Origin of the sequence: Streptomyces sp. NRRL S-350, assembly GCF_000719705.1 — a bacterium.
GTDB lineage: Bacteria > Actinomycetota > Actinomycetes > Streptomycetales > Streptomycetaceae > Kitasatospora.
This window is the reverse complement of the sequence record NZ_JOHO01000003.1, coordinates 324,288-336,114: the sequence shown is the minus strand read 5'-3', so window position 1 is coordinate 336,114 and position 11,827 is coordinate 324,288. Positions and strand designations below refer to the sequence as shown.

General features: G+C 76.1%; 8 protein-coding genes. 2 read left to right on the top strand and 6 right to left on the bottom strand.

The window, feature by feature from the left end; translation table 11 throughout:
* Positions 1-1,043 (bottom strand): DUF6350 family protein (locus tag IF30_RS0105370; protein ID WP_234322584.1); only part of this gene is annotated, 1,043 nt, incomplete at its 3' end.
* 132 nt (positions 1,044-1,175) lie between these two features.
* Between IF30_RS0105370 and IF30_RS50145 the strand changes: the two genes are divergently transcribed.
* Positions 1,176-3,137: a sigma factor-like helix-turn-helix DNA-binding protein gene (locus IF30_RS50145; RefSeq protein ID WP_030232630.1), complete on the top strand. Its 1,962-nt coding sequence runs from the start codon at positions 1,176-1,178 to the stop codon at positions 3,135-3,137.
* 58 nt (positions 3,138-3,195) lie between these two features.
* Here the strand turns inward: IF30_RS50145 and sucD are convergent, their stop codons facing one another.
* The 5 genes from sucD to IF30_RS0105340 all read right to left on the bottom strand — a co-directional run bounded on the left by sucD (position 3,196) and on the right by IF30_RS0105340 (position 10,308).
* Entirely contained in the window at positions 3,196-4,086 is an 891-nt protein-coding gene (gene sucD / locus IF30_RS0105360) for a succinate--CoA ligase subunit alpha (protein WP_030232628.1), read from the bottom strand.
* An 18-nt stretch (positions 4,087-4,104) separates the two neighbouring features.
* Positions 4,105-5,277 carry an ADP-forming succinate--CoA ligase subunit beta gene (sucC, locus tag IF30_RS0105355; RefSeq protein ID WP_030232625.1) on the bottom strand — a complete coding sequence of 391 codons (1,173 nt, stop codon included), beginning with the start codon at positions 5,275-5,277 and terminating at the stop codon, positions 4,105-4,107.
* Positions 5,278-5,579: 302 nt separating this feature from the next.
* The gene (locus IF30_RS0105350) at positions 5,580-6,746 is read right to left on the bottom strand and encodes a VWA domain-containing protein (RefSeq protein ID WP_030232624.1); all 1,167 of its coding nucleotides are present in this window, start codon (positions 6,744-6,746) and stop codon (positions 5,580-5,582) included.
* A gap of 116 nt (positions 6,747-6,862) precedes the next feature.
* Positions 6,863-9,229 carry a DUF5682 family protein gene (locus IF30_RS0105345; protein ID WP_037898984.1) on the bottom strand — a complete coding sequence of 789 codons (2,367 nt, stop codon included), beginning with the start codon at positions 9,227-9,229 and terminating at the stop codon, positions 6,863-6,865.
* The gene (locus tag IF30_RS0105340) at positions 9,226-10,308 is read right to left on the bottom strand and encodes an ATP-binding protein (RefSeq protein ID WP_030232619.1); all 1,083 of its coding nucleotides are present in this window, start codon (positions 10,306-10,308) and stop codon (positions 9,226-9,228) included. The genes IF30_RS0105345 and IF30_RS0105340 overlap by 4 nt, the downstream gene beginning before the upstream one ends.
* A gap of 212 nt (positions 10,309-10,520) precedes the next feature.
* Here IF30_RS0105340 and IF30_RS0105335 point away from each other — a divergent pair, with 212 nt between their 5' ends.
* Complete coding sequence (locus IF30_RS0105335) at positions 10,521-11,819, top strand: SWIM zinc finger family protein (RefSeq protein WP_030232616.1); 1,299 nt, start codon at positions 10,521-10,523, stop codon at positions 11,817-11,819.
* The last annotated feature ends 8 nt before the right edge of the window (positions 11,820-11,827 follow it).

The following is an 11,827-nucleotide window of genomic DNA, read 5'->3' as shown; positions in this document are numbered from 1 at the left end:
TCGCCCGCCACTCCCCCGCCCGCCGCGCCCCCGTCGGCCGGACGCCGCAGACCCGCCGCCGCCCGGCCCAGAAGCACCGCCGGCACCGCCCCGGCCAGCAGCGGCAACGCCAACGCCACCAGCCGCCACCCGCCCGGGCCGTCGGCCGGGAGCAGGACGAACAACGGGAACTCCGGCACCGGCCCCAACACCGTGCCGGCCGGCGCCACCACCGTCCCGGCCCCCACCGCGAACCCGGGGCCCAGCGCGTACGCCGTCCCCCACAGCACCGCGTTCGGCAGCAGCACCAGCGCGAGCAGCAACAGGGCCACCAGCGCGACGGGCCCGCGCCCGAGCAGCGCCATCCCCCGACCGCCGCCGGCCACCGCGCCCAGCAGCGCCGACACCGCCACCAGCAGCCCGCCCACCGCGACCAGCCCCGCCCCGGCCGCCAGCACGGCGTTCCGCACCACCGGCGCACCGCCGGCCGGACGGAACGGCGGCGGAAGGCGGTCCAACGCGGAGGCGACGGCCCCCGCGGCGCCCGGGCGCTCTGCCGAACGGACGCCGGCGGCCGTCGCCACGGCCGCCACCAGCCCCACCACCAGCACGTCCGGCAGGACCCGGCTGTGGAACAGCCCGGGGCCCGCACAGTGCAGCGCCACCACGACGGCCACCGCGCAGTAGCCCGCCCACACCGCCACCGGGCCGCCCCACCGCGAACGCAGCCCGCGCCGCGCCGCCACCCCGGCACCCGCCCGGTGGAGCCGGACCACCGCCAGGGCACCGATCAGCAGCGGAGTGACCGTCAGCGGGGCGTCCGCGTCGCCGCGCAGCACCGGCGCGCCGTGCCCGAGCAGCCAGAGCGCCCCCGCCAACCGGGTGGCAGCGGCGGCACCGTCGTCCGCGTAGGGCGTCACCACCCAGAGCCCGAGCACCGGCACTCCGACCACCGCCAGGCCGACCAGTGCCGCCCGCACACCCGCCAACAGGTCGGCCAGCGCCGGGCGTCCGCCCAATGCGCCCGGCGTCTCCAGGATCGGACGGCCCATCAGCTGCGTCATGCGCCTCATGGTGCCAAGGCGACTCGCCATGCTCCGTGAAGCGGCAAACCGCCGCCGTGTCCCAGATTATTGGCTTATGCGCATTTTCAGACCCTGCCCCCAAGCCGCCGGCGCCCCGGCCCGGAGCGTCTGATGGCCACGCCGCCCACCGCCGACTCCCCCACCCCGAAGCGCCACCGCGCACCCGCCCGCGCCGACCGCGACTCGGCCCGCCTGCTCCGGAAACTGACCCCCCGTGAAGCCCAGGCCCTCGCCCACCTCGCCGCCGGCCACGACCTTCCGCACACCGCCGCCGCCCTCGGCGTCACCCCCGCCACGGCCCGCAGCTACCTGCAGCGCGCCATGAGGAAGCTCGGCGCCCCCACCGAAGCCGAGGCCGTCACCCGCGCCGCGGACATCCTCGCCCCGGACACCCCGGCCGAGGGCTTCCCCGCCCCGGACACCCCGGCCCCGGACACCCCGGCCCCGGACACCCCAGCCCCGGACACCCTCGCCCCGGACGCCCCGGCCGCGGACCCCCTGCCGACGCCCCCGGCCGCCATCCGGACGAACTTCGCCGGCGTCGACCCGTCCTCCCTCGGGCCCGCCGCCGGTCGGTGGCGCGCACAGTCGGCGCAGCCGACCGGCCCGGAGCGCGCGGCCCCGGCGCACACGCCCCCCGCGCCCGGACGCCCGCCCGGGCCGGAAGCTCCCGCCGGCCCCGGCAGGCGCCACGCGGAGCCCGACCGTACGGCGGCCTCCGACGACGGGCCGGCCGGAGCCCCCGCCTCCCCCGCCGCCACGGCGCGGCGCCCCTCGGTCGCGGGACACCCGGACGCGGGCCATGCGGGCGGGGTGGAGCGTGGCGACGTGGCAGCGCGGGCACGGGCCGCCACCATGGCACAGGGGTCGCAGCACCCCCCCGGCAGCGGATCGGCGCAGGCGGCGCCGGCGGCCCCGGGTTCCACGACGGCGAGCGGGAGCCGACAGCCCGCGGGCACGGAAGGGCACGGCACCATGGCGCAGCTGGCTCCGGCCGCACCAGCCGCAGGCGAGGGTCCGGAGTCGGCACCCCCGGCGCCCGCCGACCGCCCGGCGGGCAGCTTCGAGGAGCTGTACGAGACGGCGTACACCCGGCTGGCACAGCAGGTGTTCCTGCTGACCGCCTGCCGGCACCGGGCCGTGCACTGCGTGCGGCGGGCGTTCGGGGAGGCTCGGCGGGGGTGGCCGGCGGTGGCCGGGTCGGGGGATCCGGAGGGGTGGGTGCGGGTGCGGGCCTGCGAGCTGGCGCTGTCGCCGTGGCACCGGGGCGGCCCCCGGCGGGCGCACGCCTGGGGCCTGCCGCACCGGCGGATCAAGGTGCGCCCGGCCGACGAGTCCCAGGCGGTGCTGCCGGACCACGACCGGCTGACCGACCGGGACCGGGCGCTCCTGAAGGCCCTCCGGCGGCTGTCCCGGCCGCAGCGGCGGGCCCTGGTGCTGCACGACGGGCTGGGGCTGCCGGCGGCGGCGGTCGCGGTCGAGGTGGAGTCGACGCTGGCGGCGGCCGAGGGCCGGGTGTGGACGTCCCGGGTGGCGCTGGCGCAGTGGGTGCCGGACCTGGTGGGGCCGGATCCGTCGGCGCCGGGATTCGCGGACGGCCTCAGCCGGCTGCTGCACCGGGCGGCGGTGCGCGGGTGCCCGGCGCCGCACCGCTCGCCGGTGCCGCTGCTGCGGGCCCGGCACCGGCTGTGGACGGCGAGCCGGACGGGCGCGGCGGCGCTGCTGACGGTGGCGGTGGGCGGGGCGGTGCTGGCGACCCTCGCGGGCATGCGGCCGGCGGCGCTGTTCGGGCCGCCGCCCGCGCCGGCGCCCTCGCTGTGCCTGCCCCCCGCCGAGGAGGACGAGCCGGCCGTACCCCTGCTGCCCGGCGGTGCCCCGAACGGCATCACCAGCCTGTGGTGCAGCCCGGCGCCGGGGCTGGAGGCGGTCGTGGTGGAGCCGCACGGCCAGGCCGCCGCCCGGTGGGAGCTGCCGCCGGCCGCCCGAGGCGCCGAGGCGCCGCCGCCGCAGGGGCCGACGGTCTGCCGGCTGTGGTCGCCGCTGCCGTGCAGCACGGGGCCGAAGGCGCGCTGAAACCGCGAGCGCCCCCGCCCGGGAGGGGCGGGGGCGCTCGTCACGCGCGGGGCGGGGATCAGGCCTGGGCGGCGATGATCTCGCGGGCCAGGCGGGCGGTCTCGGACGGCGTCTTGCCGACCTTGACACCGGCGGCCTCGAGGGCCTCCTTCTTCGCCTGGGCGGTGCCCGAGGAGCCGGAGACGATGGCGCCGGCGTGGCCCATCGTCTTGCCCTCGGGGGCGGTGAAGCCCGCGACGTAGCCGACGACCGGCTTGGTCACGTTCTCCTTGATGAAGGCCGCGGCACGCTCCTCGGCGTCGCCACCGATCTCACCGATCATGACGATGATCTCGGTCTCCGGGTCCTCCTGGAACGCCTTGAGGGCGTCGATGTGGGTGGTGCCGATGACCGGGTCACCGCCGATGCCCACGGCCGAGGAGAAGCCGATGTCGCGCAGCTCGTACATGAGCTGGTAGGTCAGGGTGCCCGACTTGGAGACCAGGCCGATCTTGCCGGAGCTGGTGATGTCGGCCGGGATGATGCCGGCGTTCGACTGTCCGGGGCTGATCAGGCCGGGGCAGTTCGGGCCGATGATGCGGGTCTTGTTGCCCTTCGAACCGGCGTGCGCCCAGAAGGCGGCGGTGTCGTGCACCGGGACGCCCTCGGTGATGACGACGGCCAGGCCGATCTCGGCGTCGATGGCCTCGACGACGGCGTCCTTGGTGAACTTCGGCGGCACGAAGATGACGGTGACGTCGGCACCGGTCTTCTCCATCGCCTCGGCGACGGAGCCGAAGACGGGCACCTCGGTGCCGTCGACGTCGACCGTGGTGCCGGCCTTGCGCGGGTTGACACCGCCGACGATCTGGGTGCCGGAGGCGAGCATGCGGCGGGTGTGCTTCATGCCCTCGGAGCCGGTCATGCCCTGGACGATGACCTTGCTGTCCTTGGTAAGGAAGATAGCCATGGTGTTAAGTCCCCTTCCTTACTTGTTGGCCAGCTCGGCGGCGCGGTCGGCCGCACCGTCCATGGTGTCCACGCGCTGGACCAGCGGGTGGTTGGCGTCGTCGAGGATCTTGCGACCCAGCTCCGCGTTGTTGCCGTCCAGGCGGACGACCAGCGGCTTGGTGACGTTCTCGCCCTTGCTCGCGAGGAGCTCCAGGGCCTGCACGATGCCGTTGGCGACCGCGTCGCACGCGGTGATGCCGCCGAAGACGTTGACGAAGACCGACTTGACGTCGGGGTCGCCGAGGATGATCTCCAGGCCGTTGGCCATGACCTCGGCGGAGGCGCCGCCGCCGATGTCGAGGAAGTTGGCGGGCTTGACGCCGCCGTGCTTCTCACCGGCGTAGGCGACCACGTCGAGGGTGCTCATGACGAGGCCCGCGCCGTTGCCGATGATGCCGACCTGGCCGTCGAGCTTGACGTAGTTCAGGCCCTTGGCCTTGGCGGCGGCCTCCAGCGGGTTGGCCGCGGCCTTGTCCTCCAGGGCCTCGTGCTCGGGCTGGCGGAACTCGGCGTTCTCGTCCAGGGAGACCTTGCCGTCGAGCGCGATGATCTTGCCGTCACCGGACTTGATCAGCGGGTTGACCTCGACGAGGAGGGCGTCCTCCTTGATGAAGACGGTCCACAGCTTCTGCAGGACGTCGGCGACCTGGTCGGCGACCTCGGCCGGGAACTTCGCCGCGGCGACGATCTCGGCGGCCTTCTCCGGGGTGCAGCCCTCGTTGGCGTCGACCGGGATCTTGGCGAGCGCGTCGGGGTTCTCCTCGGCGACGACCTCGATCTCCACGCCGCCCTCGACGCTGGCCATGGCCAGGAAGGTGCGGTTGGTGCGGTCCAGCAGGAACGAGACGTAGTACTCGTCCTTGATGTCCGCGGTCTGGGCCAGCATCACCTTGTTGACGGTGTGGCCCTTGATGTCCATGCCGAGGATCTGCTCGGCCTTGGCGACGGCGTCCGCCGGGTCGGCGGCGAGCTTGACGCCACCGGCCTTGCCTCGGCCGCCCACCTTCACCTGAGCCTTGACGACGGCGCGGCCGCCGAAGCGCTCCGCGATGGCGGCAGCGTCTGCGGCGGTCTCGATGACATCGCCGTCAAGCACGGGCACACCGTGCTTGGCGAAGAGGTCCCTCGCCTGGTACTCGAACAGGTCCACGTGTTTGTCCTTGTTCGTGGTCGCGGATTGTGTCTCTACGAGCGTGCCACGGCAGGATCTTCGCTGCGGGTCGTCGGGGCGGTGCGGGTACGCAGAGGTACGGCCTTGCGGCCCACACAGCCACGGGCGCACACGTCAATCAACACGCGCGTCACGTCCGTCTGGCAGGTTATCCCCGTGGGACGGGCCTGTTCCGCCCGGGGCCTGCCCGGCTTGGGTGAGAACCGTCACAGACAGGCCGAATCGCCCGGGGGGACGGCCGGTCCACCGATCGGGTGGATTCGCACGTCCGGGTGAATCCGTCACGCGCCCTGGTCCGGCACCGGGACGGGGCGCTTCTCGATGGCCGCGGCCATGATCCCGGGGAAGGCGTCCGGGGTGCAGGCGAAGGCCGGCGCGCCGAGGGCCGCCAGGGCGGCGGCGTGCGCGTGGTCGTAGGCGGGCGCACCTTCGTCGGAGAGCGCGAGCAGGGCGATGAACTGGACACCGGCCGCCTTCATCGCGGCCACCCGCTTGAGCATGCCGTCCCGGATGCCGCCCTCGTACAGGTCGCTGATCAGCACCACGACGGTCTCGGACGGACGGGTGATCCTGGACTGGCAGTAGGCGAGCGCGCGGTTGATGTCGGTGCCGCCGCCGAGCCGGGTGGCGAACAGGACGTCCACCGGGTCAGTGAGCTGCTCGGTGAGGTCGACCACCGAGGTGTCGAAGACGACCAGCCGGGTGTCCAGGGTGCGCATCGAGGCGAGCACCGCCCCGAAGACCGCCGAGTGCACGACCGACGGCGCCATCGAACCGGACTGGTCGATGCAGAGGATGACCTCCTTCCGCACGGCGCGCTGGGCGCGGGCGTGCCCCACCAGCCGCTCGGGGACGACCGTGCCGTGGTCGGGCAGGTAGTTCCTCAGATTGGCCCGGATCGTCCGGTCCCAGTCGATGTCCCGGTGCCGGGGCCGGTTGACCTTGGCACTTCGGTCGAGGGCGCCGCCGAGGGTCGCCCGGGTGCGTTCGGCCAGCCGGCGCTCCAGGTCGGCGACGACCTTGCCGACCACCGCCCGGGCGCTCTCCCGCGTGGTCTCCGGCAGCGCGTGCTTGAGCGAGAGCAGGGTGGCGACCAGATGGACGTCCGGCTCGACGGCCTCCAGCATCTCCGGCTCCAGCAGCAGCCGGTCCAGGCCGAGCCGGGTGATCGCGTCCTGCTGCATCAGCCGGACGACGGTGGACGGGAAGTACTCGCGGATGTCGCCCAGCCAGCGGGCCACCTGTGGGGCCGAACCGCCCAGCCCAGCGCTGCGGCGGCCACCGCGGGGTGCCCGGGCGGCCTCCTCGGGCGCGCCGCGGTAGAGCGCGGCGAGGGCGCCGTCCATCGCGGCGTCCCGGCCGCGCAGGGTGCAGCCGGTGCCGTCGGCCTCGCCGCCGAGCACCAGCCGCCAGCGGCGCAGCCGTTCGTCGGTCGTGGGCGCTGCCATCTCGTCCTCCTCCTGTCGTCGGGGTCACTGCGGTGGTCGCCGGGGGGCCGCTGCCGGGCGGGTAAGTCGGGCAGGCCGGGCGGGGTGGCGGGCGGGCCGGGCGGGGTGGCGGGCGCTCAGGTGTTGCGGCCGGCCGCCTGCCGGGGAATCGTCGGGCGGACGCCCAGCAGCAGGGCCACCGCGGGGACGGCGGCATCGGCGCGGGCCCGGTCCAGCTCGCGCGCCGGGGCGCGCTCCGCCGGGAGCTCGCCGAGCGGGCCGGCCGCCACCCGGCTGCCGATGGTGGTGCGCACGCCCGCCTCCAGCCCGGCGAAGGTGCGGCGCAGCAGCGGCAGGACGTCGGTGAAGACCTCCCCGCCCACCCCGGTCAGCCACTCGTCCAGCAGGGCGAGCAGCCGGGGGTCGTGGAGCAGCAGGGCGCCGCCACCGGTCAGGAAGCCCTCGACCCAGCCGGCGGCGTCCGCCGGGGCTGCGGCGACGGACAGGACCAGTCGCAGTCGGCGGCCGGCCTCCTCGGAGTCGAGCCGGCCGTCGTCCAGCAGGAGGCGGACGGCCCGGCCGCGGAGCAGGCCGGGGGCGCCGGTGGCCGGTCCGCCGGACGGCTCGCGGGCGGCGAGGGAGCGCAGGGCGGCGGCCCAGCGGTCGGCCAGGCCGGCCTGGCCGTTCAGGCCGTCGGCCGGTGCGGCGTCGGCGGGCGGTGCGGCGTCGGCGGACTGGGGCCCGGTGGAGCCCAGCAGGCCGATCGCGCCGTGCACCTCGTCGAGGCGGCCGCGCATCGCCGCCGCGCTCTCGGCGTCCAGTCCGACGCAGGCGGGCGGCAGCCCGACGCAGACCCGCTCGGCCAGCCCCGCCGCCGCCCCGGCGAGCGCACCGTGGTCGGTGCCGCGCACGTCGCCGTAGCGCAGCGCGCGGACCAGCGCGGGCAGTGCCCCGGCCAGATGCGCGACATCGGTGGCGAGGGCCGCGCAGTCGGCGAGAGCCCGCATCACGGCAGGCAGCGCGCCGGACAGCCCGGCCAGCAGGCACGTCTCCACCAGGCCGGTCAGCTCGGCGAGTTCGCCGGCGGCGCGGGCGGTGCCGACCGCCTTTCCGGTGGCCGCCTCCTCGACCGTGGTCCCCCACTGGGCGGCCTCGGCGATCCGGACGGCGAACTCCGGCTGCCAGCACAGCCGCCAGCTCTCCCGGAAGGTCCCGGTCGAGTTGACCGACGAGCGGGCGGGCACGCCCCAGTGCACGCCCAGCAGCCGCAGCCGGTGCAGCAGCCGCGAGCGGGCCGCGTCGGTCTCCTTGCGCAGGTCGAGGTCGACGTCCCTCGGCGCGGCCTCGGGCTTGAGCCGCAGCGAGCGCTGCAGCCGGACGAGGTCGCGCTGCAGCGGCACCGCCGGTGCGGCGTCGGGGACCTCGCCGAGCTCGTCGCCGATCACCAGGCGGTCTCGGACGAGCTCCAGGGCGACGTCCGAACCCTCGCAGAGCACCGCCCGCACCGCGTCCAGGGTCTCGGTCAGCCCCGCGAGCGGGCGGCCGCGCAGCACCGCGAGGGCCTCGGCGAGCCGGACCGCCTCGATGACGTGCGCGGAGGAGACCGGGTGGTCCTCGGCGCGCAGCAGCTCGGCGGCCCGGGTCAGCCAGCGCGGCACCGGGTCGCCGTCGGTGGTGAACAGGTGGTGGTACCAGCCGGGCGACTGCACGCCCGCGCCGTAACCGGTGGACTGGGACAGGCGCCGGTGCGTCCACGGCACCCAGGTGATGTCCGTCCGCACCTTCTTCGGCAGCCCGGCGAGCAGCGCCCGGTCGTGCGCGTCGGTGGGCATCGTCTCCAGCGCCGGGACGTGGAAGGCCCCGCAGACGACGGCGATCCGGCGGTGGCCGGCGCGCCGGGCGGCGCGGATCTGCCGGCGCATGTGCGCCTCGCGCAGCAGGTCCCGGCGGGACTCCCCGAGGCCCTCGGCGCGCAGCGCGCCCATCGCCTCGGCGACGGCGGCGAACGGCGCCATCGCGTCGGTGCCGGGCGCGCGGTGCTCGACCACGTCCTCCCACCAGCGCTCCGGGTCGTCGTGCCCGGCCGCCTCGGCGAGCAGCGCCAGCGGATCGGCGGGCCGCCCGCCGGGGCCGTCGGAGCCGGGGGCGTCGTCGGGGCCGGGCGCTTCCTCGGGGCCGGGCGCGAAGCCGTACCCGGCGGGCAGGTCGATGAAGCGGACCGGCAGGTCGTGCTCCACGGCGTGGCGGATCGCCACCCACTCCGGGGAGAACTCGGCGTACGGCCAGAAGGCGGCCTTCGCCGGGTCGTCCACCGCGTGGGCGAGCAGCGCGACCGGCGGCACCAGGTCCTTCCCGGCCGCCAGGTGGACGATCCCGTCCGCCTCCGGCGGCCCTTCGATCAGCACCGCGTCCGGCCGCCACCCGGCCAGCGCGGCGGCCACCGCCCGGGCCGAGCCGGGGCCGTGGTGGCGGATGCCGAGGAGGGCGACCCCAGCAGCGGTCATGCCGTCACCTCGCGGGCGGCCCGGTAGAAGTCCTTCCAGCCGTCGCGTTCGCGCACCACGCCTTCGACGTACTCGCGCCAGACCGCCTGGTCCGCCACCGGGTCGCGGACGACGGCGCCGAGGATGCCGGCCGTGACGTCGCCGGCGCGCAGCACGCCGTCGCCGAAGTGGGTGGCCAGGGCCAGGCCGTTGGTCACCACCGAGATCGCCTCGGCGGTGGAGAGGGTGCCGCTCGGGATCTTGACCTTCGTCCGGCCGTCCACGGTGATCCCGGCGCGCAGCTCGCGGAAGACGGTGACCACCCGCCTGATCTCCTCGGCCCCGCCGGGCAGTTCGGCCAGTTCCAGGGAGCGGCCGAGCTGGCCGACCCGGCGGGTGACGATGTCGACCTCCTCCTCCAGCGAGCCCGGCAGCGGCAGCACCACGGTGTTGAAGCGGCGGCGCAGGGCGCTGGACAGCTCGTTGACGCCGCGGTCGCGGTCGTTGGCGGTGGCGATCACGTTGAAGCCGCGCACCGCCTGCGTCTCGGAGCCCAACTCCGGCACCGGCAGCGTCTTCTCGGACAGGATGGTGATCAGACTGTCCTGCACGTCGGCCGGGATGCGGGTCAGCTCCTCGACCCGGGCGATCTTTCCGTCGGCCATCGCCCGCATCAGCGGCGAGGGCACCAGGGCGTCCCGGCTCGGACCGTCGGTCAGCAGCCGGGCGTAGTTCCAGCCGTACCGGACGGCCTCCTCGGGGGTGCCGGCGGTGCCCTGCACCAGCATCGTGGAGTCGCCGCTGATCGCGGCGGCCAGGTGCTCGGACACCCAGGTCTTCGCGGTGCCGGGCACGCCGAGCAGCAGCAGCGCGCGGTCCGTCGCCAGGGTCGTCACGGCGACCTCGACCACCCGGCGCGGGCCGATGTACTTGGGGGTGATCCGGGTGCCGTCGGGCAGTTCGCCACCGAGCAGGTACGTCGCCACGGCCCACGGCGAGAGCTTCCAGCGCTCGGGGCGCGGACGGTCGTCCTGCGCGGCCAGCGCGGCCAGTTCACCGGCGAAGGCGTCCTCGGCGTGCTGCCGCAGAACGTCGGTCATCGAGACTCCTTCGGGTCGGCCGCCCGGGTACGCGGTGGCCCCGGCGGCAGGGTGATCGGGGGGAGCCGGATCGGCGTCCCGGCCTGTGGGAACCACCCTGCACCGGGCCACTGACATCGACCGCCGACCCCGGACAGGCCCCGCACGGACCCCGGGCGGGGCTCCGGACGGCCAGTCAGCCACTGTCAGTGCCGCCGCCTACGGTCGGTCGCATGGAGGAACGCTGGAGCACCGAACACGTCCTGTCCCTGGCCCCTGACGCCTCGTCGCAGAAGGCGGCGGGCAAGCTCTCCTCGCCCGCGCCGTGGTCGGGCACCGGCACCGACGGCGCCGCGCTGTGGGGCGAGTGCAAGGGCAGCGGCCGCACGCCGTACCGCACCGTGATCGACCTCGCCGGGCCCGCCTACCAGTGCAGCTGCCCCAGCCGGAAGTTCCCCTGCAAGCACGCGCTCGGGCTCCTCCTGCTGTGGAGCGGCTCCGCGGAGGCCGTCCCGGCCGCCGAGCCCGCCGACTGGGCGGCCGACTGGCTCAAGGGCCGCCAGGAGCGCGCCCGGAAGCCGGCCGCGGCCCCGGCCGACCCGGAGGCCGCCCGTCGCCGGGCCGAGAAGCGCGGCGCCCGGGTGGCGGCGGGTGCGGCCGAGCTGCGGCTGCGGCTGGCCGACCGGATCCGGCACGGCCTGGCCGACCAGTCCACCGCCGGGCCCTGGGAGGAGGTCGCCGCCCGGATGGTCGACGCGCAGGCTCCCGGCCTGGCCGCCCGGGTGAGGGAGCTGGACGCCCTCCCGCAGGAGCGGCTGCTGGAGGAGTACGCGATGCTCCACCTGCTCGCCACCGCCGCCACCCGCATCGACGAGCTGCCCGCCGAGCTGGCCGCGACCGTCCGCACCCGGGTCGGCTACACCGTGGAGGCCGCCGAGGTGCTGGCCGGCCCGACCGTCCGCGACCGCTGGCTGGTGCTCGGCAGCCGGGACACGTCCGACGAGCGGCTCACCACCCGCCGGGTCTGGCTGCGCGGCGCCAAGACCGGCCGCCCGGCCCTGCTGCTCGCCTTCGGCCGCCCGGGCCAGGCCCCCGACCTCGCCCTGCCCACCGGCCACCTGCTGGAGGCCGAACTCGCCTACCACCCCGGCGCCCGCCCGCTGCGCGCCGTGCTCGGCACCCGCTACGGCGCCCCCGAGGCGGGCCCGGCCGCCCCGCCCGCCGGGCTCACCGTCGCCGAGGCGGTGGCGGGCTACGGCACCGCCGTCGCCGACGACCCGTGGCTGGAGCACTGGCCGACCGTCCTCACCGGCGTCGTCCCGGTCCGCACCCCGGACGGCTGGTACCTGACGGACAGCCACCACACCGTGCCGGTCCGTGCCTCGGCCGTCCCGGAGGCGGCGCTGTGGCGGCTGGCCGCCGTCTCCACCGGCCGCCCGCTGACGCTCTTCGGCGAGTACGGCCACCAAGGCTTCGCCCCGGTCACCGCCTGGGCCGCCGGCCGGCGCCCGGTCGGCCTCACCAACGCTTAGGAGCACCG

Excerpts from the sequence above, each read along its gene's own strand:
- sucD (WP_030232628.1), bottom strand. The coding sequence starts at position 4,086 with ATGGCTATCTTCCTTACCAAGGACAGCAAGGTCATCGTCCAGGGCATG.
- IF30_RS0105345 (WP_037898984.1), bottom strand. The coding sequence starts at position 9,229 with ATGACCGCTGCTGGGGTCGCCCTCCTCGGCATCCGCCACCACGGCCCC.
- IF30_RS0105340 (WP_030232619.1), bottom strand. The coding sequence starts at position 10,308 with ATGACCGACGTTCTGCGGCAGCACGCCGAGGACGCCTTCGCCGGTGAA.
- IF30_RS0105335 (WP_030232616.1), top strand. The coding sequence starts at position 10,521 with ATGGAGGAACGCTGGAGCACCGAACACGTCCTGTCCCTGGCCCCTGAC.
- IF30_RS0105350 (WP_030232624.1), bottom strand. The coding sequence starts at position 6,746 with ATGGCAGCGCCCACGACCGACGAACGGCTGCGCCGCTGGCGGCTGGTG.
- IF30_RS50145 (WP_030232630.1), top strand. The coding sequence starts at position 1,176 with ATGGCCACGCCGCCCACCGCCGACTCCCCCACCCCGAAGCGCCACCGC.